At 30.3% G+C, this 24,060-nt stretch carries 33 protein-coding genes; 13 read left to right on the top strand and 20 right to left on the bottom strand.

Annotated elements, in window-relative coordinates:
• Nucleotides 1-648 (bottom strand): DNA ligase LigA-related protein (locus B2217_RS10535; RefSeq protein WP_414647362.1); only part of this gene is annotated, 648 nt, incomplete at its 3' end.
• Nucleotides 649-770: 122 nt separating this feature from the next.
• On the opposite strand from B2217_RS10535, the gene B2217_RS10530 reads away from it, so the two are divergent.
• The 7 genes from B2217_RS10530 to B2217_RS10500 all read left to right on the top strand — a co-directional run bounded on the left by B2217_RS10530 (nucleotide 771) and on the right by B2217_RS10500 (nucleotide 4,165).
• Nucleotides 771-1,025 carry a hypothetical protein gene (locus B2217_RS10530; protein WP_180904414.1) on the top strand — a complete coding sequence of 85 codons (255 nt, stop codon included), beginning with the start codon at nucleotides 771-773 and terminating at the stop codon, nucleotides 1,023-1,025.
• The gene (locus tag B2217_RS10525) at nucleotides 1,003-1,452 is read left to right on the top strand and encodes a hypothetical protein (RefSeq protein WP_180904413.1); all 450 of its coding nucleotides are present in this window, start codon (nucleotides 1,003-1,005) and stop codon (nucleotides 1,450-1,452) included. Before B2217_RS10530 ends, B2217_RS10525 begins: the two co-directional genes overlap by 23 nt.
• Before the next feature lie 370 nt (nucleotides 1,453-1,822).
• Nucleotides 1,823-2,527, top strand: a complete 705-nt coding sequence (locus tag B2217_RS10520; protein ID WP_180904412.1) for a phosphoadenylyl-sulfate reductase — start codon at nucleotides 1,823-1,825, stop codon at nucleotides 2,525-2,527.
• 83 nt (nucleotides 2,528-2,610) lie between these two features.
• Entirely contained in the window at nucleotides 2,611-3,171 is a 561-nt protein-coding gene (locus B2217_RS10515; RefSeq protein ID WP_038334366.1) for a Crp/Fnr family transcriptional regulator, read from the top strand.
• A 74-nt stretch (nucleotides 3,172-3,245) separates the two neighbouring features.
• The gene (locus B2217_RS10510; RefSeq protein WP_115000591.1) at nucleotides 3,246-3,572 is read left to right on the top strand and encodes a DMT family transporter; all 327 of its coding nucleotides are present in this window, start codon (nucleotides 3,246-3,248) and stop codon (nucleotides 3,570-3,572) included.
• A gap of 27 nt (nucleotides 3,573-3,599) precedes the next feature.
• Entirely contained in the window at nucleotides 3,600-3,743 is a 144-nt protein-coding gene (locus tag B2217_RS10505; protein ID WP_180904411.1) for a hypothetical protein, read from the top strand.
• Nucleotides 3,744-3,838: 95 nt separating this feature from the next.
• Nucleotides 3,839-4,165: a DUF493 family protein gene (locus B2217_RS10500; RefSeq protein WP_038334352.1), complete on the top strand. Its 327-nt coding sequence runs from the start codon at nucleotides 3,839-3,841 to the stop codon at nucleotides 4,163-4,165.
• Between the two features lie 500 nt (nucleotides 4,166-4,665).
• Here B2217_RS10500 and B2217_RS10495 read toward each other — a convergent pair whose 3' ends face one another.
• The 6 genes from B2217_RS10495 to B2217_RS10470 all read right to left on the bottom strand — a co-directional run bounded on the left by B2217_RS10495 (nucleotide 4,666) and on the right by B2217_RS10470 (nucleotide 8,166).
• Nucleotides 4,666-5,157, bottom strand: a complete 492-nt coding sequence (locus B2217_RS10495; protein ID WP_038334348.1) for a 3'-5' exonuclease — start codon at nucleotides 5,155-5,157, stop codon at nucleotides 4,666-4,668.
• Between the two features lie 3 nt (nucleotides 5,158-5,160).
• Nucleotides 5,161-6,075 (bottom strand): tRNA (adenosine(37)-N6)-dimethylallyltransferase MiaA, encoded by a 915-nt coding sequence (miaA, locus tag B2217_RS10490; protein ID WP_125349391.1) that lies wholly within the window; start codon nucleotides 6,073-6,075, stop codon nucleotides 5,161-5,163.
• Nucleotides 6,076-6,170: 95 nt separating this feature from the next.
• Complete coding sequence (locus B2217_RS10485) at nucleotides 6,171-6,632, bottom strand: MaoC family dehydratase (protein ID WP_038334338.1); 462 nt, start codon at nucleotides 6,630-6,632, stop codon at nucleotides 6,171-6,173.
• Nucleotides 6,633-6,799: 167 nt separating this feature from the next.
• Nucleotides 6,800-7,006, bottom strand: a complete 207-nt coding sequence (locus B2217_RS16990) for a YkvA family protein (RefSeq protein ID WP_422653377.1) — start codon at nucleotides 7,004-7,006, stop codon at nucleotides 6,800-6,802.
• 239 nt (nucleotides 7,007-7,245) lie between these two features.
• Nucleotides 7,246-7,890, bottom strand: a complete 645-nt coding sequence (locus B2217_RS10475) for a peptidylprolyl isomerase (RefSeq protein ID WP_180904409.1) — start codon at nucleotides 7,888-7,890, stop codon at nucleotides 7,246-7,248.
• Between the two features lie 60 nt (nucleotides 7,891-7,950).
• Complete coding sequence (locus B2217_RS10470) at nucleotides 7,951-8,166, bottom strand: hypothetical protein (RefSeq protein WP_038334324.1); 216 nt, start codon at nucleotides 8,164-8,166, stop codon at nucleotides 7,951-7,953.
• A 111-nt stretch (nucleotides 8,167-8,277) separates the two neighbouring features.
• On the opposite strand from B2217_RS10470, the gene B2217_RS10465 reads away from it, so the two are divergent.
• From B2217_RS10465 to B2217_RS10455, 3 genes are all read left to right on the top strand, one after another.
• Nucleotides 8,278-8,979 (top strand): DUF1826 domain-containing protein, encoded by a 702-nt coding sequence (locus tag B2217_RS10465; RefSeq protein WP_180904408.1) that lies wholly within the window; start codon nucleotides 8,278-8,280, stop codon nucleotides 8,977-8,979.
• Between the two features lie 60 nt (nucleotides 8,980-9,039).
• Nucleotides 9,040-9,369, top strand: a complete 330-nt coding sequence (locus B2217_RS10460; protein WP_038334267.1) for a translation initiation factor — start codon at nucleotides 9,040-9,042, stop codon at nucleotides 9,367-9,369.
• Between the two features lie 65 nt (nucleotides 9,370-9,434).
• The gene (locus tag B2217_RS10455) at nucleotides 9,435-10,307 is read left to right on the top strand and encodes a nucleoside phosphorylase (protein ID WP_038334264.1); all 873 of its coding nucleotides are present in this window, start codon (nucleotides 9,435-9,437) and stop codon (nucleotides 10,305-10,307) included.
• Nucleotides 10,308-10,377: 70 nt separating this feature from the next.
• On the opposite strand, the gene recN is transcribed toward B2217_RS10455, so the two are convergent.
• The 7 genes from recN to dapA form a co-directional block, all read right to left on the bottom strand.
• Complete coding sequence (gene recN / locus B2217_RS10450) at nucleotides 10,378-12,036, bottom strand: DNA repair protein RecN (protein WP_291122527.1); 1,659 nt, start codon at nucleotides 12,034-12,036, stop codon at nucleotides 10,378-10,380.
• Entirely contained in the window at nucleotides 12,037-12,945 is a 909-nt protein-coding gene (locus B2217_RS10445; RefSeq protein WP_038334260.1) for a DUF4835 family protein, read from the bottom strand. It lies immediately after the preceding gene.
• Between the two features lie 8 nt (nucleotides 12,946-12,953).
• Nucleotides 12,954-14,153, bottom strand: coding sequence for a bifunctional phosphopantothenoylcysteine decarboxylase/phosphopantothenate--cysteine ligase CoaBC (gene coaBC, locus B2217_RS10440; protein WP_038334259.1), 1,200 nt, complete (start codon nucleotides 14,151-14,153; stop codon nucleotides 12,954-12,956).
• Nucleotides 14,153-14,476 (bottom strand): DNA-directed RNA polymerase subunit omega, encoded by a 324-nt coding sequence (locus B2217_RS10435; protein WP_019973784.1) that lies wholly within the window; start codon nucleotides 14,474-14,476, stop codon nucleotides 14,153-14,155. The genes coaBC and B2217_RS10435 overlap by 1 nt, the downstream gene beginning before the upstream one ends.
• A gap of 27 nt (nucleotides 14,477-14,503) precedes the next feature.
• Nucleotides 14,504-15,385, bottom strand: a complete 882-nt coding sequence (locus B2217_RS10430) for an outer membrane protein assembly factor BamD (RefSeq protein ID WP_291074479.1) — start codon at nucleotides 15,383-15,385, stop codon at nucleotides 14,504-14,506.
• 81 nt (nucleotides 15,386-15,466) lie between these two features.
• Nucleotides 15,467-15,973, bottom strand: a complete 507-nt coding sequence (locus B2217_RS10425; protein ID WP_291122524.1) for a ferritin — start codon at nucleotides 15,971-15,973, stop codon at nucleotides 15,467-15,469.
• Nucleotides 15,974-15,985: 12 nt separating this feature from the next.
• Nucleotides 15,986-16,864 carry a 4-hydroxy-tetrahydrodipicolinate synthase gene (gene dapA, locus B2217_RS10420; protein WP_291122522.1) on the bottom strand — a complete coding sequence of 293 codons (879 nt, stop codon included), beginning with the start codon at nucleotides 16,862-16,864 and terminating at the stop codon, nucleotides 15,986-15,988.
• A gap of 234 nt (nucleotides 16,865-17,098) precedes the next feature.
• Here dapA and B2217_RS10415 point away from each other — a divergent pair, with 234 nt between their 5' ends.
• Nucleotides 17,099-17,245: a hypothetical protein gene (locus B2217_RS10415; protein WP_291122520.1), complete on the top strand. Its 147-nt coding sequence runs from the start codon at nucleotides 17,099-17,101 to the stop codon at nucleotides 17,243-17,245.
• Between the two features lie 64 nt (nucleotides 17,246-17,309).
• Here the strand turns inward: B2217_RS10415 and B2217_RS10410 are convergent, their stop codons facing one another.
• Nucleotides 17,310-17,555 (bottom strand): hypothetical protein, encoded by a 246-nt coding sequence (locus B2217_RS10410; protein ID WP_280035664.1) that lies wholly within the window; start codon nucleotides 17,553-17,555, stop codon nucleotides 17,310-17,312.
• Nucleotides 17,556-17,773: 218 nt separating this feature from the next.
• Between B2217_RS10410 and B2217_RS10405 the strand changes: the two genes are divergently transcribed.
• Entirely contained in the window at nucleotides 17,774-18,430 is a 657-nt protein-coding gene (locus B2217_RS10405) for an HAD family hydrolase (RefSeq protein WP_280035666.1), read from the top strand.
• A 10-nt stretch (nucleotides 18,431-18,440) separates the two neighbouring features.
• On the opposite strand, the gene B2217_RS10400 is transcribed toward B2217_RS10405, so the two are convergent.
• The 5 genes from B2217_RS10400 to B2217_RS10380 form a co-directional block, all read right to left on the bottom strand.
• Nucleotides 18,441-20,210: a MutS-related protein gene (locus B2217_RS10400; protein WP_038334227.1), complete on the bottom strand. Its 1,770-nt coding sequence runs from the start codon at nucleotides 20,208-20,210 to the stop codon at nucleotides 18,441-18,443.
• A gap of 66 nt (nucleotides 20,211-20,276) precedes the next feature.
• On the bottom strand, nucleotides 20,277-20,636 hold the full coding sequence (locus B2217_RS10395; RefSeq protein ID WP_125349382.1) for a hypothetical protein: 360 nt from the start codon (nucleotides 20,634-20,636) through the stop codon (nucleotides 20,277-20,279).
• Between the two features lie 107 nt (nucleotides 20,637-20,743).
• Nucleotides 20,744-21,352: a fumarylacetoacetate hydrolase family protein gene (locus tag B2217_RS10390; protein ID WP_291122517.1), complete on the bottom strand. Its 609-nt coding sequence runs from the start codon at nucleotides 21,350-21,352 to the stop codon at nucleotides 20,744-20,746.
• Nucleotides 21,353-21,355: 3 nt separating this feature from the next.
• Complete coding sequence (locus B2217_RS10385) at nucleotides 21,356-22,114, bottom strand: 3'-5' exonuclease (protein WP_038334216.1); 759 nt, start codon at nucleotides 22,112-22,114, stop codon at nucleotides 21,356-21,358.
• Nucleotides 22,111-22,851 (bottom strand): CDP-alcohol phosphatidyltransferase family protein, encoded by a 741-nt coding sequence (locus B2217_RS10380; protein WP_286473582.1) that lies wholly within the window; start codon nucleotides 22,849-22,851, stop codon nucleotides 22,111-22,113. The genes B2217_RS10385 and B2217_RS10380 overlap by 4 nt, the downstream gene beginning before the upstream one ends.
• Before the next feature lie 105 nt (nucleotides 22,852-22,956).
• Between B2217_RS10380 and B2217_RS10375 the strand changes: the two genes are divergently transcribed.
• Nucleotides 22,957-24,057, top strand: a complete 1,101-nt coding sequence (locus B2217_RS10375) for a PorV/PorQ family protein (RefSeq protein ID WP_260392450.1) — start codon at nucleotides 22,957-22,959, stop codon at nucleotides 24,055-24,057.
• Nucleotides 24,058-24,060 lie beyond the last annotated feature (3 nt).

The raw sequence follows: 24,060 nt of genomic DNA, 5'->3' as shown, positions 1-24,060 counted from the left end.
TAAACCACGTTTCGCAACTTCGGTATTATCTTGTAATTTTAATGATCCAGAAGCGGTATTTCGAGGATTTGAATACAATTCTAAACCATTATTAGCGCGTTCTTCATTAATTGAAGCAAATTTATTGAGCGGAATTGTAATTTCGCCACGCATATAAAAACGCTCAGGATAATTTCCTTTCAATTTCAATGGAACAGATTGTATCGTACGAATATTATTCGTGATTTCATCACCTTGTGTTCCATCTCCACGCGTTACAGCCTGCGTCAATTCACCGTTTTCGTACAAAATAGAAATCGAAGCACCATCATATTTCAATTCACAAACAAATTCTACTTTTTCACCTAACGTTTTCTCAATTCGTTTTTCCCAATCTTGCAAATCTTCAACTGAATATGAATTGTCTAACGAATACATTCTAAATTCGTGTGTAATCGTCGGGAAATTTTTTGTAACCATTCCACCAACGCGTTGTGTAGGGGAATTGACATCAAAAAAGATAGGATTTTCGTCTTCTAATCGTTTCAATTCTTTCAGTTTCAAATCAAATTCGAAATCAGAAATTGTCGGATTATCTAAAACGTAATAATTGTAATTATGCTGAGTAAGCTCTTCTCGAAGCGCTAAAATTTTGTCTTGTATTTCCATTCTAAAAATGTTACCGAACAAAGATAAACACTTGAATTAATACGAACAATTTTTAAAATAATTTGGAATGATTTATATTTAGGAATATTTATTGCAACGTTTATTGAAAAAAATAATCAACTATGAATAATTTATTGGAAGTTTTGGACACAAAATCGAAAGGTTTTGAAAATACAGTTTCTATCGTAACAACTGGAGCAGCAGCAGGAATCGCAATTTCGAAGGCAATTAATAAGAACGAAAAAATTGGAGCTGTTGTGGGAGTAGGAGTAGGTTTGCTGGTTTATGCGATGTTTAGCCCTCAAAACAAATTGAAAAAAGCGAATAAAAAATTGGAAAAACAAATAGAAGAATTTGAAGCTAAATTGGAAAAATAATCTGTTTTTATATGTAAGTATTTTAACTTATTTGGTAAGTTTAATTTTGCCTGTTCACTTATTAAGAAGTATTGATTTTATTGAATATTATTCTGGAAATTCTAGAACAGAATATTTAGGAATTGCATATCTAATATTAGGATATATAACGATATCAGAGTTGCCAATTGATTTTATATGTTGGTTAGGGAACTTTACATTATTATTATCTTGGATTTTTTATAAGAAAAAAATAGGATTAATATTAGGTATTATCGCTGTTATTCAAATGTCATTATACGGAATTAATCATTTGTCAAGATTAGATATTTTACAAATACATGAATATGATTTACCACTTTTTGGTTATTGGATTTGGTTATTTTCATCCATTTTTGTTCTAATTTATCATTACAAAAAATATAAACAAAAAAGTCAAACTTTGTAAAGTTTGACTTTTTTGTTTTATGATATTCATAATTTTTTCTCGAAGATGATTAGATAGATTTTATTTTTATGATATTTTAAATGTTTTTATCTTAATAATTATATTGATTTTTGAGATAATTAATAATTTGAACTCTTCAAAAACCTCTATTTAATACCAATTTGGACTGATTTTCTTCTTTTTTATGAATATGATAATTTATTCTCGTAGATGATTTAAGTATAAATAAAATTTGCTTATATAATTTATTGATTCTATATTGCATTAAATCTATAAAATTAATCGAGATTAGTTTTGTTTAGAAAGTTGGAATTTATAATTTTGTTAAAAATAATTACTCTATAAAAACTATAGAGGTTATATATGCAAAATGAATCAACTAAAAGAAATATTAGAGGAAGTAATAGCACAGTCAAGTTTAGAAGAAAAATTATTGTTTTTGAATAATAACGTTAAAGAAAAGATAGTTTTTTCGACAAGTTTTGGTTTCGAAGATCAAGTTATTTCTCATGCTATTTTGAGTCAAAAATTAGATAATATTGAGATATTCACTTTAGATACAGGACGTGTTTTTCAGGAAACGTACAATACGTGGAACAAAACGGAATTGAAATATCAAACCAAGATTAAACCATTTTATCCCCCAACAGAGGAGTTAGAAAAATTTGTTGAAGAAAATGGAATTAATCCTTTTTATGATTCGGTTGATTTGAGAAAACAATGTTGCTATATCAGAAAAGTAATTCCTCTGAATCGTGCATTAAAAGAAGCATCAGTTTGGATTACAGGTTTGCGCGCAGAGCAATCGAATAATCGACATGATATGCTCGAAATAGAGTTTGATGAAGAAAAACAATTATTCAAATTCAATCCATTGATTGATTTTACAACAGAGAATTGTTTTGAGTATTTGAAAGAAAATAGAGTTCCTTATAACCCACTACACGATAAGGGCTTCATAAGTATTGGTTGTGCTCCTTGCACACGTGCTATAAACGAAGGCGATGATTTTCGTGCTGGTAGATGGTGGTGGGAAGATAATAGTAAAAAAGAATGCGGTCTACATGCAAAGTAGATTTCAGGTGTTAATTTAATTTGAATGACTCAGCCTATTTTAGGTTGAGTTTTTTGTTTACTTTTACTAGACAAGTTTCAATAATGGAAATAGAACAAATCTTAGATCAAATTTCACCACTTTCCTCGCAGTCTATTCAATTGATTGCAGATAAAATGCAACTGATTCAATTACCAAAAAACACCACGCTTATTGATGCCGATAAAGTTGAAAAAAAGCTATATTTCATCAAAAAAGGAATTGTTCGCGCGTATATAATTGATGATGGAAAAGAAATTACGTTTTGGTTTGGGAAAGAAGGCGATTTGATTTTATCGATGCGAAGTTATGTCGAAAATAAAATTAGTTACGAAACAATTGAATTGATGGAAGATTGCGAGTTATATGAAATTAAATCTTCTGATTTACAGTTATTTTATGCAACTAATTTAGAGATTGCAAATTGGGGAAGAAAACTTGCTGAAATTGAATTGATAAAAACTGAAGAGCGTTTTATTTCTAGGCAACTGGGAACGGCGATTGATCGTTATAAAAAATTGTTAGAAGAAAATCCAAGTTTGATTAATCGTGTGCAATTAGGTTATATCGCGTCGTATTTAGGGATTTCCCAAGTGACATTAAGTAGAATTCGCGCCGAAATTTAAGCGAATAATTTTTTAACATTTGTAAAAAAATACTATTTTTTTCTAATTCATCTTTGCATCAAAATATTAACAAAATGAATTGGATTTTATTGATTTTAGGAGGATTATTCGAGATCGGATTTACATCGTCTTTAGGAAAAGCCAAAGAAACAACAGGCTCAGAAATGTATATGTGGTACGGCGCTTTCGCAGTGTGTTTGGTCGTAAGTATGGCATTGTTAATCAAAGCAACACAAACTTTACCTTTGGGAACTGCTTATGCTGTTTGGACTGGAATTGGTGCTGTTGGAACAGTTTTAATCGGAATTTTTGTATTCAAAGAACCTGCTAATTTTTGGAGAATATTCTTTATTTTTACATTAATTAGTTCAATTGTAGGATTAAAATTTGTTTCGCATTAATGAACGAAGAAATTACAATAAAAAGAGTTGAAGAAAAACACATTACAGAAGGAAAAGAATATTTCAGCGATTAATTTCTATTTAAAGAATGGTTTCGAAAAATTCGATCAACATATTTTCAGACTTGGTGATGATGAACAAATAGATTATATGATGAGATTGAAATTATAAGATTTATAATATGTCAAAATGTCTTATTAATTCTATATTTTATCAATAATGTGAAGTGGTATTGTTTTTGACATTGTAACAAAAAAATAATAGATATGGACACAAATAGAGATTATACATTCGAAGAAATACCAGATAGCTCTCACAATGAGCAAGATTTTTATGCAAAATTCAAAGAAAGATTAGATGATGTACAAAAATTTCCAACAGATTATTTGTTCAAATTCATTTATCCTTCAAGTGAAGAAACGATGAAAAAAATCAAAGATATTTTTGCAGGAACGAATGCTGAATTTGATTACAAAGCTTCAAAAAATAGAAAATATACATCTATTTCGATTAAACTTTATGTGATTGATGCGGATACAGTAATCAATTATTACAAAGAAGTTTCGAAGATAGAAGGCGTTATTATGTTATAAGAAAAGGTTGCAAATGCAACCTTTTTTTATGTTTTTAAAAAGAGTAGGGGAGGAATCAATTTTTCAATTTTGAAATTAATGTTCCCAGAGTAACCCTCTTTATTATGTTAAATACATAATGTGATTATTTTACTTCTTCGATAAAAATCCAATTGAAATCAATTTTTTAAATTATTAATTTTTTTTTCAACTTGTAAAGGTTTATCAGAACTAAATTTCAGTTTAAACTTCATTTTATAAAATTTTGAAAGTTAATTTTCAAAATTTTGCATTCTCAATTCATTTCATAAAATCAACTTATTTAGAATAGAATTTTTGCTTTATTAAATTTTCTTAGAAAAGTGAATTATTAAAGTTGTTATTAATCAATTTTAAATACTTGTAAATAATTGTAAATACTTACAAATATTTGTAAATGGTTATATTACTGAATGTGAATTTATTGTAATTTTTGTAAAAATTATTTTTAAACGATTAATCAGATAAATTTTTAGTAAAAACTATTTTAATAAGTATAATTGAGCACAAACTTTTGCATCAGATAAAGCTTCATGATGGTTGAGTTGAAGATTAAATCGGCGAGCACAATCGGATAATTTTGTAGGAACAATTCCTTTCTGTTTGAAAATTCTGTATGTACATTCCCACTTTTCGGCAAGGTTAAGTTGAGAGTAATTGAGGCTATAAAACTCCATTGTATTCTTCAAAACAGAACGATCAAACGATTCGTTATGTGCAACAACAAGCTGATTTTGTAAACGATGTTTGATTTCAAAATAGACGTCTTCAAAACTTGGTGCATCAATTGTGTCTTCGGGACGAATTCCATGAACCAAAATATTATGATAATTATATTGATTTTGTGGTGGTTGAATTAACGTGTAATACTCGTCTGTAATCACATTATCTGTCACAGTTACAATTCCAACCGCGCAAGCAGAATTACGATAATTGTTTGCAGTTTCGAAATCGATGGCAACAAAATTTTCCATAATTTATATTTTGTTCGATATAAAATTAATGATATTTTCTTGTTCGAAAGGAGAAAACCAATTGACAGTTTCATCTTTTTTGAACCATGTCATTTGACGTTTTGCAAAACGTCTTGTATTCTTTTTGATTTCTTCTATTGCAAAATCCAATGTAATTTTCTCTTCAAAAAAGTCGAACAATTCTCGATAACCAACAGTTTGCAAAGCATTCAAATCTTTTAAAGGAAATAAATTTTTTGCTTCATTTAATAAACCTTCGTTCATCATAATATCAACTCGACGATTGATTCGGTCGTACATTTCTTCGCGAGGAAGTTCTAAACCGATTTTAATTATGTTAAATGGACGTTTGTTCAAATCTTGATTTCTGAAGTTAGAGAAAGGTAAACCCGAAGATCTAAAAATTTCTAAAGCACGTGTTACACGCTGTTTATTGAAAATATCAACTTCTTCAAAATACTTTGGATCGACTTCTTGCAATTCTTTTTGCAATTTTTCAATTCCAAATTCAGCAAGCTCATTATTCAAATCTTCTCTAATTTTAGGATTAACATCAGGAAATTCGTCAAAGCCAACTGTGATCGCTTTTTCATATAAACCAGATCCACCAACCATGACGCAAATGTCATTTGTTTTGAAATAATTATTCAAAAAAGCTAAGCCATCACGCTCAAAATCACCAACCGAATATTTTTCGTGAATAGAAATATTTTGAATAAAATGATGCTTCACTTCAGTCAATTCTTCCTCAGAAGGAACAGCAGTTCCTATCTTCATTTCTTTGAAAAATTGACGACTATCACAAGAAATAATTTCGGATTGAAAATGTTTTGCAACTTCTATTGCCAAATTGGTTTTACCAATTGCAGTTGGTCCAACAATAGAAATTAAGGTTTTATTATTTTGAATTTTTTGCATGTTATATGAAATCGAGCGCAAGATACTTCGATATTTTATGAAAAGAAAAAGCTTCTATAAAAAATAGAAGCTTTGTAAATTATATTGATCTTTAATTAATCATTAAAGTGGTAAAGGAAAACCACATCAGCCGTATAAGCAGGTTTCGGATTATCTTTAATTTCTAAATTTGCTTCGATGACAACTTTTGCAATTCCTCTCAAATTAGTAATAGATTTCAATTTTGCAGTTAATCTTACCTCACTATCAACCAAAACAGCTTGTCCAAATCTCAAATTTTCAATTCCATAATTGATTAACATTTTGATGTTGCGCACTTCCGCAATTTGATCCCACAAATGTGGAATTAAAGATAGCGTTAAATAACCATGCGCTATTGTTTTTTTGAAAGGTCCTTCGTTAGCTGCTTTTTCAGGATCTGTATGAATCCATTGATGATCTAAAGTTGCATCAGCAAAGCGATTGATTTGTTCTTGATTTATTATATGCCAGTCAGATTTACCGATTTCTTTACCTTCGAAAGCTTTGTATTCATCGAAATTATTAATAATTACCATTATTCAGGTGTTTTAGTTTTTAGTATTGTATTGCTCAAATCTAATGAATAATCGTCAGATAATAAATTTTATTTATGAGAAAGAGAGCATTTTTTGAATAATCTAAAAATAAAAAATCCGACTGAAAATTCAATCGGATTTTTTATAGCTATTTAATTTATTGCTACTCAATAATTNNGTTCAACATTTGCATAGGCTCTTTGCGTATCTCTCCATGCAAGATATTTAATAATTTCTTTGTTGAAATATTTCATTCCAAAAAGTAAAATCCCAAAATCATCTATCAAACCAAAAGGTCCAAATAGCGCTTCTGGAATAATATCAATAGGAGAAATAATGTATAAAGTTGCTACAAATCCAAGAAATAAATTCATGTTGTCAGGTTTATAACTTCCTTTTTTGTAATCACCTAACATATTGAAAAAAGCCTTTACTTTTTCAAAAAAAGATTTGTCTTTTTGAGCTGCCATTGCTGCTTCTCCAGCGACTTTAAAGAATTTTGATTTTTTCATTTCACAAAATATGTTTTAAAAACGTATTATGTATTACAAAGTACATGCCAAAACATTTAAATTGATTTTTGTGTCATGTTAAAACTTTATGTTACATTGTTTTACTTGTTTTTCTTTTTCAGTTTAATGATTTTTGCATTCAATATTCTGTCAAGCTTTGGATATCTTTCGCGCATTAATTTTGTGCTGTTAAAAATTTCTTCATCTTCCATTGTTTGTCCAGCGTAACCATCATACAAACTTTCTACAACATTCATTCCGTTCACCACTTTTCCAAAACTTGGAAAACCTACTACATCATTGGAATTGATTGTATCCAAACGATGATTATCTTTCAGATTAATAAACAAATCCAAATCTCTTGAGTTTTTTCCTGCGCGCGCAAAACTCAAAGCTCCTTTACTATTTCCAGCAATAACAGGTTCATCTTCTACAATAAACTTTTTCCATTGATTTGAAACAATTGTGTCAGTATTTCCAAATTGTGCAACAAAATTCGGAACAACGCGATAAAAAGTACCATCTTCGAAAAAATTGTACTTAACCAATTGATAAAAACGATCAACAGCTTTTGGCGATAATTTTCTTTCAACTTCGATATCAATATTTCCTTTTGTTGTTTCAAATCGAGCAACAAAATTTTCTGGTGCTTGTTTCTTTGTCCATTTTTTACGAAAAACCGTCTTGCTAGAAGTACAAGCCGAAAGCGTAATAAGTGTAAATAATGCTAGAGTAATTTGTTTCATGTTTTAATTTTGTGGATTAAACTTAAACAAAAAACGACACTTAGCGTAAGTGTCGTTTCATTATTTTTGCAATTCTTGTTCAATTTTAAAAAACCATTCTGTTTTCTGGTTATAAACTTCCGCTTCGGCAAGCATATAATGGGCTTCTTTGGTTTCCTCATACTTCACGCGATCCATAGTTTCTGGATTGAAAGGTGGTAAAGGTTGCACTTCTGCGCTAAAAGTTTTGGTGTGGCCTTTATATGTAAATGTTTTGGTGATAATTTCTTTTTCCATTGTCTTTTAATCTTTGGTAAAAATACAACTTTTGTAAAGGAGAATTTGCATTCGGAATAATTTAATTTTTAGGCTGAATTATTTTTCGATAAATAGTAATTTTGCGGTTATATGATTGCTCAAAATAATTCTAATCAACAACAAGTTTTAGTTGTTTCTTCGTTTGATGAACTTGTATATACAGCTTTTTCTGGGAAAAATAATGCGATAAATTGGCAACGAAATTTGGAAGGTGATTTTGAGGAAATTGTGAATCAATTGATTTTAAAAGATGATATTACTGTTGTTTCTATTGATGATTTGAATGATTTAGATTTATCTAAAGAAGGAATTAAAGCGAGAAATATTTTGATTAATGATTTACAACAATTAACTGTTTTTGGCGCTTCGCCAACTTTAAACTTACTAAAATGCTACGAACGTGATACTGAATTTGATTTTATTTCAACAGATGTTTATTCATTTCATGTTGATCGTTCACCAATTCCTACGGATACTTTTTTGTGTACTTACTATGGCGCTTCCAGTGATATTGTTGCGAATGAAGATGTTGAACAAAAAATTTTGATTCCTGAAATTAGAGAAAATTTATTCAAATTATATGATGGACATATTGATGGATTTGAAGATTTTCTGAAAGAATATTTCTTTGATTTGCATTATCAAATTCGTCCAGGTGTAGAACCAATTAATTTAGGATTAGGAAATCTTTGGCGATTGGCAGTTGATCATCCAGAACAAAAAGTTTTGCCTTGCGTACATCGCGCACCGAAAGAAAATAAAGATGAATATCGATTATTGTTAATCTGTTAGTGTTTGAATTGATTTAACTAATATTTTGTAATTTTGAAATGTAATAAATGAAGTTAAAAAATGGATTTACAAGATCAATTAAAAAATCTTTTTCCTGATCATATACCTGAGCCAGAAGAAGTATCAAACGAAGAACAACATGAGTTATGGATTCAGAAAGAACCCTTAATTTGTAAGTTTGAGAAACGAAAAGGGAAAGTAAATACAATAATAGAAGGTTACGAAGGAGAAACAGAAGATTTCAAACTTTTAGCAAAAGAAATTAAGCAATTTTTGGGTGTTGGAGGGAGTTTTAAAGACGAACAAATCATCATTCAAGGAGATTATCGCGATAAGATTATGGCCTTTTTGAAAGATAAAGGATTTAAAGTGAAAAGAGTAGGTGGTTAATAATTTCTTTACAATTATTACTGATAAAAATTGTATATTGTTCTCTTATTTTTAATTATAAAATCATGAGTAAAGCAGCATCAGAATTAGTTTTAAATGCAGACGGAAGTGTTTACCATTGTAATATAAGACCAGAACATTTAGCAGATACTATTATAACTGTTGGTGATCCGAATCGTGTCGAAAAAGTTTCAAGACATTTTGATACAATCGAGCACACAGCAAGCAAAAGAGAAATTGTAACGCATACAGGAACGTTGAATGGTAAACGTTTAACAGTTATTTCGACTGGTATGGGTACGGATAATATTGATATCGTTTTATCTGAGTTAGACGCTTTGGCTAACATCGATTTAGAAACTGGTGAGATCAAAAAAGATTTCAGAAAATTATCATTTGTTCGTATGGGAACTTCTGGAGCTTTACAGGCAGATATTCCTGTTGATAGTTTCGTTATTGGTTCTCACGGTTTAGGTTTAGATGGACTTTTACATTATTATGTTGGGAGCGAATCGGTTATGAATAAAGAGGTAGAAGATGCTTTTATCAAACATGTTGATTGGTCGCCAAATAAGGCACGTCCATATTTAGTAAAAGGATCTGATTTGTTGTTAGATAAATTGGCTTCTGAAAAAACGATTCAAGGAGTAACGGCTACAGCTTGTGGTTTTTACGGACCTCAAGGTCGTTATTTGAGATTGCAACCAAATCCAGCTGATATTAATGAGCGTTTAACAACTTTTAATTACGAAGGTTTAAGAATCTCTAATTTCGAGATGGAAACTTCTGCAATCTATGGATTATCAGCGATGATGGGACACGAAGCATTATCGATTAATGCAATTGTTGCAAATAGAATTTTAGGTGAATTTAGTGCCGATTCTTATAAAGCAGTTGATGCAATGATTGAATATTCGTTGGAAAAATTAACGAAATAATTTCAGATTTATATAAAACAAAAGCTCGAGAATTTTCTCGAGCTTTTTTGATATTATATGATCTAGAATTTTAATTCAAATTCATTAACTCTTTTGCTTGATTGATTGCCGCGTCTGTTAATTCTGAACCAGAAATCATTTGCGCAATTTCCTCTAAGCGTTGTTGTTGAGATAATTCAATCACATTTGTTTGCGTTGTTTCGTCTACAACTTCTTTGTAAACTTTTAGCTGATAATTTCCTTTTGATGCAACTTGTGGCAAATGCGTAATCACTAAAAGCTGCATATTTTCAGCCATTGTTTGCATTACTTTCCCAGTTTCATTTGCAACTTTTCCCGAAATTCCTGTATCAATTTCATCTAAAATCAACGTTGGTAAATGTTGATGTGTTGCCAATAATTTTTTAATTGCCAACATCAATCGAGAGCGTTCTCCACCAGAAACAGATTTTTCAAAAATACGCGGTTCCATTCCTTTATTTGCCGAGAATAAAAACAAAACTTCATCTTTTCCTGTTGCTGTAAAATCTGCTGTTTCGTTTAATTGAATCGTTAATTGAGAATTTTCCATTCCCAATTGTGACAACGTATTCAAGATATTTTTTCGGATAATTTCAATAGAAGAAAATCTATTTTTTCTAATCTTAATCACTTGTTTTTCAAGTTTTTCTGAGATTGAATTCAATTCTTTATTTAAGTGAATAATTAAATCACTTAAATTATCAAAACCAGAAGTTTGACTTTCTAATTCGTCACGTTTTACAATTAATTCTTCAACAGAAATCACATTATGTTTACGCAATAATTTATGAATCAAATCATAACGATCTGTAATTTCTTGTAATCTTTCAGGATTAATTTCTGTCGAATCTATCAAACTACTCATTTCACCCGAAATATCTTGCAATTCTATTTTTGATGAAATCAATCGCTCATAAATCGAATTATATTGTGAATTATAATCCGAAATTTTATTCAATTTATTGCTTGCTTCATTCAATTGAGAAATGATTCCCATTTCTGGATGTTCCAAAAATTGGTAAGTTTCATTCAAAGTCGAAATAATTTCTTCTACGTTTGACAAAGATTTTATCTCGATTTCTAATTGTTCTAATTCCTCATTTTTTAGCGAAGCATTGTTCAATTCTTCCCACAAATGCAATTTATATTCTAAATCTTGTGATTGATTTTCTAACGAATTTTGAGCGTCTTTTATCTTTTTCTTTGTTGAAATATAATGGTTAAAATCTTTCTTATATTCTTTCAATATGTCTTTATTTTCTCCGTAAATATCCAACATCGAAAGTTGAAAATCAGCTTCAAAAATTTTAGGTGTATTAAATTGAGAATGAATATCAATCAATAATTCTGATAATTCCTGCAAAATAGAGACTTTAACAGGTGTATCATTGATAAAAGCACGCGATTTTCCAGAAGGTAATAACTCTCTTCTCAAAATAGATTCGTCTTCATAATCCAAATCATTTTCTTCGAAAAAATCATTTAATTCAAGATTTTTAATTTCAAAAACAGCTTCGATAATACATTTTTCATCAATATTTTTCAAGGCTTTTAAATCGGCACGTTCGCCTAAAACTAATTTTAAAGCACCTAACAAAATCGATTTTCCAGCACCAGTTTCACCGGTAATTGTGGTCATACCTTGATGAAAATCAATCTCTAATTGATCGATAATGGCAAAATTATTAACGCGAAGAGTTTTTAACATTTACTTTTTCAATTTATTCCAATAATTGTCGTTATATTTTGGCGCGATTGAATTTAAAATTCCTTTCAGCTTCTCGATATTCACCGTAGAAACCTGTCCGCCTGAAAATACTTGACTAATTTCGCTATTTTTTGCTGTTAAGAAAAGTTCTAAAGGATAAAATTGAGAATAATTTCCTCTTTGGTAAAATTCTAATTGTAATAAAGTATTTCCAATCGCATTTTTACCACGAACTTCGTTCTCAGACATAATGTCTAAACCGTTTCTATGATATTGATAGATAATATTTCGAAGTGTAGAATTATCCGATTTTAGAATATTGTTAATTAAGGCTGTACGCGATTTTATTCCATCTAATTCGCTCCAACCAGAGAAATTATTGTTCGCTTGACCGAAATCTGCAATTTTCTTCGCCATTTTGAAATACTCTGTTCCGCCTTCTTTCGCAAATGTATCTGCATCATATCCCAAAACTAAATAAATGTAATACGTTAATACATCTGTCAAATTTTTTCCACTGAATTTGCGATCATTGAAAATTAATTCTTCAGATTCTTGGTATTGAAACGTAAAATTATCGTCAGATAAATTAAGAACAGGCGTATAGTACGTTGAGTTAAAAACAGGACGACGAGATTGTACTAAAATCGTACCTTTCATTCTGTTTCCCTCTCGTTCAATTATATTAATGACGAAACTAGCTTCAATTCTTTCGTATGTTTTTAAACGATCATTTGTCCATTTTGTTGAATTAATAAATGTTTTTAATGATCTTTCTAAAGTTTGATAAACCTGTGTGTTAGATCCTTGAACTTGAGAATAATCGACTTTTACATCTGCAATAATATTTTGCGAGAAAGCCGAAATAGCTAAACACGACGAAAAGAAAATTGAGGCTAATTTCTTCATAATAAATTTTATAACTTATTTAAAATGACATTTAAAATATCTTTTGCAACATCTGTTTTTGATTTTGCATCAAATTGTTGCATTGATAAATCTTTGTCAATAATTGTAATTTTGTTTGTATTCTTCTGAAAACCAGCTTCTTTATCTTGCATCGAATTAAGAACTATAAAATCAAGATTCTTTTTGGCTAATTTTTTCTTTGCATATTCTTCTTCGTTATTCGTTTCTAACGCAAAACCAACCAATAATTGATGTGTTTTGATTTCGCCTAACGATTTTAGAATATCAGGATTTTTCACCAATTCGATAATTAAATTATCATCATTTTCTTTCTTAATTTTTTGCTCAGCCATTTCTTTTGGACGATAATCTGCAACAGCCGCCGACATTACAACAACATCAGCATCAGCAAAATTAGCGTGCATCGCTTCGTACATATCACGAGCAGAAACAACATTTATTCGATCGATAGGAAAACCGGTAACAGATTCGTGACTTGGACCACTGACCAAGGTAACTTTAGCACCCAAATTAGTAGCAGCTTTCGCAATCTCGAATCCCATTTTTCCAGAAGAATAATTACCTATAAAACGAACAGGATCTAAGTTTTCGTATGTAGGACCAGCAGAAACCACTACTTTTTTTCCGTGAAGTGGGAGAGTAGCTTCGATTGTACTTTCCAAAAACGCAATAATGTTTTCAGGTTCAGCCATTCTACCTTCTCCAACCAATCCACTTGCTAATTCACCAGCTTCAGCAGGAATACAAATATTTCCGAAAGATTCTAATTTAGCAATATTTTCTAAAGTTGAAGGATGTTTGTACATATCCAAATCCATTGCTGGAGCAAAATATACAGGACATTTAGCTGAAAGATAAGTTGCTAGAACTAAATTATCACATGTCCCATCTGCCATATGTGACAACGTATTTGCTGTGCAAGGCGCAATAATCATATAATCTGCCCAAAGAGCATATTCCACATGATTATTCCAATCCCCTTTATCACCGAAAAATTCCCATTCGACAGGATTTTTAGAAAGTGTGGAAAGTGTAAGTGGAGTAACGAAGTTTTGAGCTTCTGGCGTCATAATAACTTTAACATCAGCTCCTTTTTTGATTAGCCCTCTAACAAGAAAAGCGGCTTTGTAGGCCGCTATTCCGGCAGAAACTGCCAAAAGAATTTTTTTACTATGTAAAACAGACATTATTTATCCTCATTTGGATTTCTGTAATATACGTCATTGTCTAACCATTCCTTAACCGCAATAGAAGTCGGTTTAGGTAATCTTTCGTAGAATTTTGAAACTTCGATTTGCTCTCTATTTTCAAAAACTTCTTCTAAAGAATCTGTATGTGCAGCAAACTCATCCAATTTCTGAATTAATTCAGTTTTCATTTCTTGGTTGATTTGTTCTGCTCTTTTACCCATAATTACAATCGATTCGTATAAGTTTCCTGTTTTCTCATCGATTTTATTACGATCATAAGTTTGTGTTGTTGGTGCTGCACCGATATCCTTGAAATTCATAATGAAAGAATTTTATATATTTTACTATTATTTATTATTTTGCTCTTTGCTTAATTCAGCTTGATCAGCTTCAAATTTCTTTTTAGCTACTTCTATATCAGCTAATTGTTTTTTAGTCTCAACCATATCTTTGTCGATTTTCTCCATCAATTTATCAGCTTCTGCTTTAAATTTTGTTTGCGGATAATATCTTGTTAACAAAAGATATTGCGTTCTGGCATCTTGTAAACGTAAATCTTTGTTTTCGATACGAGAGAAATTTAATGCCAATTCTGTTTTAGAACGTAATGAATACATCATTGCTTCTTCACGAAATTTAGAATCAGGATATTCATCAACCATATTGTCAAAAGAAACTCCAGCAGCCTTGTATTTCATTGTTTTGTAATAAACTTTAGAAATTTCGAAAGACTTTAATTCTAATTTTTGTCTAAGTTCTGTAATATAATTATTCGCTTCTGCAACGTGTGCTGATTCTGGATACGAATTGATAAACCCTTGTAACTCACTGATTGCTGTATATGTACTTGTTTGATCCAAGTCATATTTTGGCGAATCTTTGTAATAAGAAAATGCCGATTTGAACAAAGCTTCTTCTGCGCGGCTATCTATAGGATAAGCTCCTGCAAAGCTTTTGAATTGATGTCCTGCTAAACGGAAACTTTTTTCGTTAAAGTTACCTTGTGCCATATTATAGGCAATGTCCGCAGATTTTTCTGTTCCTACAAATGATGTAGAAATTTTTTCATACAATTCGTTTGCCAAATCATATTTACCATCTTGATACAATTGTGTAGCCAATGTAAAGATTTCGTCTTTATCCGTACTTTTCATCGCTTTGTTATAGGTCTTGTTACAAGACACTAAAGAAGCGCCAATTAAAACTACTAAGCTTAGTTTTTTAAACATTCTGCAAATTTAATAAAATTTGAGGACTAAAGTATAAAATATTTTTTTCTTATCCTCTTAATAAAATCTCAAAGTTTTGATTTATTCCGCTGTTGTGTCTGCGCTTAATGTAACTATATCACGATCAAATAGATATAAACCTCCCTTGTCAGATCCAATCATTTCTAGCTTATCTAAGATATTTCTTGCTAATTTTTCTTCTTCAATTTGCTCAGAAACATACCATTGCAAGAAATTGTGAGTTGAATAATCTCTTTCTTCTAATGTTAAGCCTACAATTTCGTTAATTGATTCAGATACAAAGCATTCGTGGTTTAAAATTGCAGTAAAAACTTCTTTCAATGTTGTGAAATCTTGTTTTGGTTCTTCAATTTGTGGAACAAACGCTTTTCCGCCTCTTTCGTTAATAAATTTAATTAATTTTAACATATGCATACGTTCTTCGTCTGCATGCGAGTACAAGAAATTTGCAGTTCCTTCCAAACCTTTCACTTCTGCCCAGGAAGCCATAGCTAAATATAATTGAGAAGAATCTCCTTCTAATTTGATTTGTTTGTTTAATGCGTCTAATATTGTATCTTTTATCATAGCTTTATTTTTTTAGATGTTTGATAATAATTGGTTAATTTTTGTTGTCAAGTTAGCTGATGCTGGAACTAAAGGTAATCTTGTAAATGGTTTACAAACGCCTTTGTTATCTAAAACAGCTTTTATTCCGCAAGGATTTCCTTCCTCGAAGATAGCACGTGTAATTTCTACAACTTTGTAATGACCTTCGTAAGCAGCAACAACTTCTTTGTTGATTGCTTTGCGAATCATATCTGTAAAAACAGTTGGAACACCTTGTCCAATAACAGAAATAACACCAGAACCTCCAGCTAAAGTCATTGGAACAGCGAATTCATCATCACCAGAAATAATATTGAAATCTTCGCGTGTGTTTTTACGAATAATATCTGTTGATTGTAAGAAATCTGGTGAAGCTTCTTTAATCGCAACAATATTTTTGAATTCATTTGCCAAACGAATTGTTGTATCTGCTGAGATATTAGAACCCGTTCTACCAGGAACATTATACAAAATAATGTTGGCATCTGTACTTTCTGCAATCGCTTTATAATGTTGATACATCCCTTCTTGATTTGGCTTATTATAATAAGGAGAAACCGTAAGAACTGCGATATAATCACTCAAATCTGTTTCTTGATATTCATTAATAACTTCTGCCGTATTGTTACCTCCAATACCCAAAACCATCGGAACACGATTAGCATTCGCCTTCTTTATTGTTTCGATTACCTGTTTCTTTTCATCTTTTGTAAGTGTTGCTGCTTCTGCAGTAGTTCCTAAAATAACTAAATACTCAACACCGCCATCGATACTATAGTTTACTAAATTTTCTAATGCAGCATAATCTACGGTACCATCTTCTTGAAAAGGCGTAACCAAAGCAACTCCTGTCCCAATTAATTGTTTCATCTTTTATAAATGTTATTAAATCTAATACTAAGTTAAAATTCGGAATTATATCTTGAATAATCAAATAATAGTGTTAATCTATAATTGGTCTTAGATAAAATTCAAAATCTTTCAAAAATAGCGATTAATTTATAGGAATAAAATTAATTTAAGCCAATGTTTTATGATTTTACTTATAAAAAAAGCCACTCAAGTGAGTGGCTTACTATATTTTTAACGTTTGATTAGTTAAATGTGTATTTAAATCCTAAAGAAAAACGACCAGCTTCGAAGTTAGAATCGTTTGTTAAGTTCCACCATGGTTTCCAATCAAAATGTAAAGCCAATGGAGCAGAAGGAATTTTGTATTCTAAACCAGCTTGCGGACGAATTGCAAAATAAGTTTTGTCCTCAAATTTACCTCCATCTACAAAAGATAATTGAGGTCCAACACCAACATACCATCCTAATCCATTTCACCAGAAAAAGGTTGATTATACGTATAATCTGCACCTAAAACAGTAATGTTATCTCCAAACATAACTTGTACGTTACCCGCATTTTTACCATCAAAAGAGTGCTTGAATTGTGGACCTACGAGTGTCTCTCCGTCTCCTAAATCTACAACAACACCTAAAGCATTTTTATAGTTTTGAGCATTTACTTGAGAAATTCCTAATGCCATTACAGCTACTAATAATACTTTTTTCATTTTTATCAAATTTTCAGTTTTAACTTTGTTATGCCAAGAATTTTACAAAAAGCGTGCAAATGTTATCTTAATGTTAAGTTTTAACATAAGTATTGTTGTTTGGTTTCGGATATAACCCTTTATATCAGTAATATAATCGATTAATTTAAAATCATTCTAAAGTTTAAACTTTTACATCATTTTCTTAAAAAAGTTAATTTTGTAGAAACAAAATAATAATGATTAAAACTGTAATTTTCGATATGGACGGCGTAATCGTCGATACAGAACCAGTACATAAATATGCTTATTTCGAACATTATAAAGAACTAAATATTCCGGTTACGGAAGAATTATTTGCCACATTTACAGGACAATCGACAAAAAATGTTTATCAAATCTTGAAAGATAAATTCAATTTGAAAGATGAAGTGAACGATTTGGTTTTGAGAAAACGTACAATTTTTAATGAAGCTTTTGATACAAAACCAGATTTATATTTGATTGATGGTGTTGAGAGGTTGATTAGAGATTTATACAATAATGGAATTGAATTGATTTTGGCTTCATCGGCTTCAAAATCGACAATCGATCGTGTTTTTAATCGTTTTGAGTTGAATCAATATTTTACGCATAAAGTTTCTGGCGAAAACTTTCCGAAATCAAAACCAGATCCAGCCATTTTTCTGCATGCCGCTGATTTAGCAAAGTCCGAACATAGCGAATGTATTGTTATCGAAGATAGTAAAAATGGAGTAGAAGCGGCTTTACGAGCAAGTTTGTATTGTTTGGGTTACAAAAGTGTAAATTCGAAACAACAAGATATTTCAAAAGCAAATTGTATTGTTGATGATTTTAATGCGATTGATGCGAATTTTATCAAAGAATTAAATTAACAATTTAAGATTAATCAATAATTCTAAATTGTTTCATTAAGAAAATGGCATTCATCATTTTGGTTGTGCCTTTTCTTAATTTATAATCCGAATAATAATTGTTGTCCACGTTTTTTAATTCGAAACAATAATTAATAATATGATCCGGATTTTCACTTTCCATTTTCGTTAATTCCAAATCATGTGTCGCAATAAAACCAATCAATTTTGTGGGAGATTTGATTAATTTTTCTAAAAATTTCTGCGAACCAATTAATTTATCTTCCGAATTTGTTCCTTTTAAAATTTCATCTAAAATGATGATTTGTGGTTGATTATTTTCTAAACGTTCAATTAATATTTTCAATTTGTTAATCTCATTTTTGAAATAAGAATCGCCAGATGACAGATTATCAACCGTTCTGATACTTGTAAATAAATCCATTGGGTAAAATGACATTTTTTCTGCACTCACTTTTGCGCCATTCATCGCTAAAACCAAATTTGTTCCAACTGTTCTCAAAAAAGTACTTTTTCCAGCCATATTTGCACCTGTAATAATCGCAATATTGTTTGGACGATTGGTTTCCAAATCATTTTTCACAACTATTTTTTCATCTAATAAAGGATGAAAACCATTGATAATTTTTAATTCATACGGTTCTTCTACGATTTCGGGAAATGTAAATGAAGTATGTTTATCGTTGAATAGTGCAAATGAAACGAAGGCTTCTAATTTGGCTAATTCATCTAACCAAGGTTTGATTTGATGAACCGTTTTTTGAATTTCATTTTCAAATTTGATCGAATAATGTAATCGCCACAAGAAAAATGTATTCAACACAAAGCCTACAAGTGGGAAATTTGCTGCATCTAAAGTTTCTTTTGTTGAAGAAATTGTCTTGATTAAATCCGATGATTTGAAAGGATGTACAAACTTATTTTTAATTTCAGCGTTTAGTTTTGACTCAAATTTTTCCTCTTCAATATGTCGAAAAACTTCATATAAATTATCCAATTCATCTGCTTTCATTGTCGTGTACGCCGCAATTCGTCGAAGTTGTTGCTTATAAAACATGGAAATTGCATTCGGAATAATAACTGCACCCAAAATCCAATAAAAAACAATTTCTTTCGGAAAACCAATAATTGCTAAAGCGGTAAAGCACAAAATATTCAGAACAGAAATGATGATTGGAAGTAATTTTATTGAATCAGTATTAAATACACGATTTTCGAACACAAAAATTGAAGATTGATTCATGTTTAATCGCTTAGTAAACGTCAAAAATGTCACAATCCAATTTCTTTTTTCAGCCAATTCTTCAAAAGCATTTTGTCTATCAATAATTTCAGATTTGTTTAAAATCAAATTCGATAAAAAATGTTTGAGCTGTAAATTACCAATACGAGTTTGCGTTTTATTGATTCGATTGAAGATCGAATTTCCTTCCAGAATATCTAAATCTTTGTTGTAAACATTATTGAACTGAGAATTATCTTCAACAAATTGATCGATAGAATTATCAGTTTTTATTTGATTAATAATTTCTAATGCTTGGATGGAATAATTAAGTTGCGAAGAAATTTTAGAAGTTTTAACTACTAAAATGATAAAAACAATAAATAAAATAGAAGAAATAATCAAATATAAATTGTTGCTCGACGTAACATAAAGCAAGAAAAATACAACTGAAATAATAAATGCAATAAGCCTGATATTGCTAATTCTATTCTTTTTCGATTTCAATAAATCAAAATCATTTTGTAGTTTTTCTTCAATTTTTATATAGTCTTCCATTTTTAATTTTATTTCTGATTAAAGGTAGTGGTATAAACAATAAAAGAGCGAAATTTCGCTCTTTTATTATTTTTTAACTTCTTGAAATTGTTTTTCTGTAATTATTCCTTTTTCAACCATTTTAGAAAGCCAATCAATAATTTCCTGCTTTTCTTTAGATTTTAATTGTGAAAGATTAATTGTTGAATAATTTCCAATATCATTTTCTATTCCATATTTCTCAGTTATAGCATCCAAATAATCTATATAAGCTTTTTCAAAGTGATATTTTTCTGCCATTATTTTTGAATAAACCATTAAAGAATCTGTTCTACCTTCAAAATTTGAATCTTTTAAATGATAAAATAATTCTGAATAAGCTTCTTCATCACCAAGTTTCTTCACTTTAGTAGTAATCGAATCGTAATTATCAGAAATTGAATTCATTGTTATTACATTCTCATGAATTACAGGTGTAACAATATTGTTTTCTTTTTTACAAGAAAACAATAAAATATAATAACAAATGAAAATATATTTCTCTTTTTTAATGATTACAATACTTTTATTTCGAATACTTTTTCATCATTCAAATAACCTTCTAAGGTATCTTTTGAATTGATTTTAGAAACTCCCGCTGGTGTACCAGTAAAAATTAAATCACCTTTTTTCAAGGTAAAATATTTAGAACATTCAGCAATTAAGGTATTGATATGAAAAATCATATCTTTTGAATTTCCTGTTTGTACGTTTTCTCCATTTCGATCTAATTTGAATACTAAATTCTCTAAATCAAAATTTTCTTTTGGATAGAAATCGGAAGCAAATGCAGAACCATCAAAAGCTTTCGCAATTTCCCAAGGAAAACGTTTTTCTTTTAATTCTTGCTGTACATCGCGCGCTGTAAAATCAATTCCTAAACCGATTTCTGAGAAATAACGATCTGCAAATTGAGGTTGAATCATTTTTCCAACTCGATCAATTTTAATTACAATTTCCGTTTCAAAATGAACTTCTTTCGTAAAACTTGGAATAACAAAAGGAAAACCCTTTCTTAAAATGGCCGAATCTGGTTTCATAAAAAACATAGGCGATTCTGGAATTGGATTATCTAATTCTTTTGCATGTTCGACGTAATTTCGTCCGACACAAATAATTTTCATCGCTTAAAAACCGTTTTGTAATTTGATTCGAGTAAAAACTTTCTTTGTATATAAAGGAAAATCGGCATTCTGAATCCACGCATAATAACCTGGATCTTTCGCAAAGATATCCGTCACAACTTGTCCTTTATACTTGCCAAACGAAATAATTTCTTGGTCTTTATCATTGTACTGAATAAATCCAGCTAAATCAGCCGTTTTGCGTTGAGAAGAAAATTCGCTCAAAAATTTATTGTCATTTTCAAGCTCGTCATATTTCTCGATTTGCGCCATCAAAACTTCGTAAGTCGCAATTGTATCAGCTTCCGCAGAATGTGCATCAATCAAATCTTTATCGCAATAATACTTATAAGCAGCGCTTAAATTGCGAGGTTCCATTTTATGATAAATCACTTGCACATCAATTGGACGATGTTTTGATAAATCAAAATCAAAACCATTACGTAATAATTCTTCTGCTAAAAGTGGAATATCAAAACGATTTGAATTATATCCTGCCAAATCAGAATCTTTAATCATTTCCATAATCGCAGGGGCAAGTTCTTTGAAAGAAGGCGCATCGGCAACATCTTCGTCAGAAATTCCGTGGATTAAAGTTGTTTCTGGTGGAATTGGAATTCCAGGATTAACTTTCCAAGTTTTTACTTCTTTTGAACCGTCTGTCAAAGCTTTCACGATAGAGATTTCAACAATACGGTCTTTTGAAACATTAGTTCCAGTTGTTTCTAAATCAAAGAAACAGATATTTTTAGTTAATTTCATTTTGTAATTTCTTTTCTAAAAATGATTGAGATAAGGATGTACAATAAGATGATTAGCGGAATTGCAGCAACTTGCAACCAAGCCACTAAACCTAATGTAATGATTAAGAAAATATATTTATAATAATTTTCTGCCCAACTCAATCCTTTAAATTTTAAGGCAAATAATGGTAAATCGACAATTAATAAAACACTAAATACAATAGAAACGGCAATTAATAAATACGGATCAAGAGATGGATTTATAATTTGTCCATTATTGTAATAGATAGAAAATAATGAGAAAATAAATAAGGTATTTGATGGTGTTGCCAAACCTTTGAAATACGTTGCTTGATCTTCATCTAAATTAAATTTTGCTAATCGTAACGCCGAAAAAGCAGGAACTAAAAAAGCAAATAATGAAATTGCAGCAATTTTTAAATTCTCATTTTCATAAATAAAATCGGTTGAAAAATGATTAAACATCGAAAATAACATCAATCCTGGTACAACACCAAACGAAATACAATCTGCCAAAGAATCCAATTCTTTTCCAATCGGGCTACCAATATTCATTAGTCGTGCAACCATTCCGTCCAAAAAATCAGCAACTAATGAAATCAACATCAAAACCATCACAATTGTAACTGTGGTAGTTGTGATTTGAGCATTGCTCGAAATCATGAAAATGGCTGATAATACACCACATGAAAGATTAAGTAGTGTTAGAAAATTTGGAATTGTAAATAATTTCATAAATGAATTTTTCATCGCAAAAATACAAACAAAAATTAATCTGAATCCTTTTTAAACACAATAAAACCACTATTTTTGAGTTTTTATATTCGTAATTCATCAATTTTGAAAAAGACATTCCTTATATTATCTGTTCTGGCAAGTCAATTTGCTTTTTCTCAAACCACACGCAAATATTCGAACGAGTTTTTGAATATTGGTGCAGATGCGCGCTCGTTTGCAATGGGTAATGCGGTTGTGGCGAATATTGGAAATGCAAATGCGGCTTATTGGAATCCTGCTGGATTAACGGAAATTACCTATGATTGGGAAGCTGCAGCAATGCATGCTGAATATTTTCAGTCGATTGCGAAATTTGATTATGCAGCGGTTGCAATTCCGTTGAGAGAAAGTAATTCTACGATAGCTTTTTCGTTTACGCGTTTTGGTGTTGATGATATTTTGAATACTACGGAATTAATTGATAATCAAGGAAATATTAATTACGATAAAATCTCTAAATTTTCTACAGCAGATTATGCTTTGACGATGTCTTATGCGGGAAATGTGTTCAACAATAAAGATATTCAGTTTGGCGCAAATGCTAAAATTGTTTATCGACATATTGGGAAATTTGCGCAAGGATTTGGTTTCGGAATTGATCTTGGTTTGCAATATCGTACTGATAATAAAATGTATTTTGGTTTGATGGCGCGCGATATTACAACGACTTTCAATGCGTGGAGTATTAACAAAGAAAAGTTAAAAGAAATTACAGTTGACGAGCCAAGTAACGAAGGTGAGCCAACAATTTTGAATGATTTGCCAGGAGAAAATATCGAATTAACAATGCCTAAATTACAATTTGGAGTTGGAAAACGTTTCGATTTTAATGAACGAGTTTCGCTGTTGGGAGAGATTGATATGAATATCGAATTTCAACAAACTAATGCTGCAATTTCTGGAAAAGGATTTTCGATTTCGCCACAAGTTGGTCTTGAATTAGGTTATGATGACATGGTTTTTGTACGTGGAGGATTGAATAATTTACAGAAAATTTCGCAATTTGATGGGAAAGATAAAACTCAAATTCAGCCAAATGTTGGGGTAGGTTTCAAATACAAAGGAATTTCGATTGATTATGCTTTAACAAACTTTGGAGACAGTGGCTTGGGATTATATTCTAACATTTTTTCTGTTCGTTTCGAGATGGATAAGTGGAGATAAATT

This window comes from Empedobacter sp. UBA7620, assembly GCF_002484185.1.
GTDB classification, from domain to species: domain Bacteria; phylum Bacteroidota; class Bacteroidia; order Flavobacteriales; family Weeksellaceae; genus Empedobacter; species Empedobacter falsenii_C.
This window is presented reverse-complemented; position numbering and strand designations above follow the sequence as displayed.

Bases quoted from the DNA above. Each gene is read 5' to 3' on its own strand.
- B2217_RS10380 (WP_286473582.1), bottom strand. From the start codon at position 22,851: ATGAAATTATTTACAATTCCAAATTTTCTAACACTACTTAATCTTTCA.
- dapA (WP_291122522.1), bottom strand. From the start codon at position 16,864: ATGAAACAATTAATTGGGACAGGAGTTGCTTTGGTTACGCCTTTTCAA.
- B2217_RS10530 (WP_180904414.1), top strand. From the start codon at position 771: ATGAATAATTTATTGGAAGTTTTGGACACAAAATCGAAAGGTTTTGAA.
- B2217_RS10430 (WP_291074479.1), bottom strand. From the start codon at position 15,385: ATGTTTAAAAAACTAAGCTTAGTAGTTTTAATTGGCGCTTCTTTAGTG.
- B2217_RS10460 (WP_038334267.1), top strand. From the start codon at position 9,040: ATGGATTTACAAGATCAATTAAAAAATCTTTTTCCTGATCATATACCT.
- B2217_RS10445 (WP_038334260.1), bottom strand. From the start codon at position 12,945: ATGAAGAAATTAGCCTCAATTTTCTTTTCGTCGTGTTTAGCTATTTCG.
- B2217_RS10390 (WP_291122517.1), bottom strand. From the start codon at position 21,352: ATGAAAATTATTTGTGTCGGACGAAATTACGTCGAACATGCAAAAGAA.
- B2217_RS10395 (WP_125349382.1), bottom strand. From the start codon at position 20,636: ATGAATTCAATTTCTGATAATTACGATTCGATTACTACTAAAGTGAAG.
- B2217_RS10410 (WP_280035664.1), bottom strand. From the start codon at position 17,555: ATGAAAAAAGTATTATTAGTAGCTGTAATGGCATTAGGAATTTCTCAA.
- B2217_RS10385 (WP_038334216.1), bottom strand. From the start codon at position 22,114: ATGAAATTAACTAAAAATATCTGTTTCTTTGATTTAGAAACAACTGGA.
- B2217_RS10510 (WP_115000591.1), top strand. From the start codon at position 3,246: ATGAATTGGATTTTATTGATTTTAGGAGGATTATTCGAGATCGGATTT.
- B2217_RS10515 (WP_038334366.1), top strand. From the start codon at position 2,611: ATGGAAATAGAACAAATCTTAGATCAAATTTCACCACTTTCCTCGCAG.
- B2217_RS10465 (WP_180904408.1), top strand. From the start codon at position 8,278: ATGATTGCTCAAAATAATTCTAATCAACAACAAGTTTTAGTTGTTTCT.
- B2217_RS10425 (WP_291122524.1), bottom strand. From the start codon at position 15,973: ATGATAAAAGATACAATATTAGACGCATTAAACAAACAAATCAAATTA.
- B2217_RS10435 (WP_019973784.1), bottom strand. From the start codon at position 14,476: ATGAATTTCAAGGATATCGGTGCAGCACCAACAACACAAACTTATGAT.
- B2217_RS10520 (WP_180904412.1), top strand. From the start codon at position 1,823: ATGAATCAACTAAAAGAAATATTAGAGGAAGTAATAGCACAGTCAAGT.
- recN (WP_291122527.1), bottom strand. From the start codon at position 12,036: ATGTTAAAAACTCTTCGCGTTAATAATTTTGCCATTATCGATCAATTA.
- coaBC (WP_038334259.1), bottom strand. From the start codon at position 14,153: ATGTCTGTTTTACATAGTAAAAAAATTCTTTTGGCAGTTTCTGCCGGA.
- B2217_RS10500 (WP_038334352.1), top strand. From the start codon at position 3,839: ATGGACACAAATAGAGATTATACATTCGAAGAAATACCAGATAGCTCT.
- miaA (WP_125349391.1), bottom strand. From the start codon at position 6,075: ATGCAAAAAATTCAAAATAATAAAACCTTAATTTCTATTGTTGGACCA.
- B2217_RS10400 (WP_038334227.1), bottom strand. From the start codon at position 20,210: ATGGAAGACTATATAAAAATTGAAGAAAAACTACAAAATGATTTTGAT.
- B2217_RS10405 (WP_280035666.1), top strand. From the start codon at position 17,774: ATGATTAAAACTGTAATTTTCGATATGGACGGCGTAATCGTCGATACA.
- B2217_RS10495 (WP_038334348.1), bottom strand. From the start codon at position 5,157: ATGGAAAATTTTGTTGCCATCGATTTCGAAACTGCAAACAATTATCGT.
- B2217_RS10455 (WP_038334264.1), top strand. From the start codon at position 9,435: ATGAGTAAAGCAGCATCAGAATTAGTTTTAAATGCAGACGGAAGTGTT.
- B2217_RS10475 (WP_180904409.1), bottom strand. From the start codon at position 7,890: ATGAAACAAATTACTCTAGCATTATTTACACTTATTACGCTTTCGGCT.
- B2217_RS10485 (WP_038334338.1), bottom strand. From the start codon at position 6,632: ATGGTAATTATTAATAATTTCGATGAATACAAAGCTTTCGAAGGTAAA.
- B2217_RS10470 (WP_038334324.1), bottom strand. From the start codon at position 8,166: ATGGAAAAAGAAATTATCACCAAAACATTTACATATAAAGGCCACACC.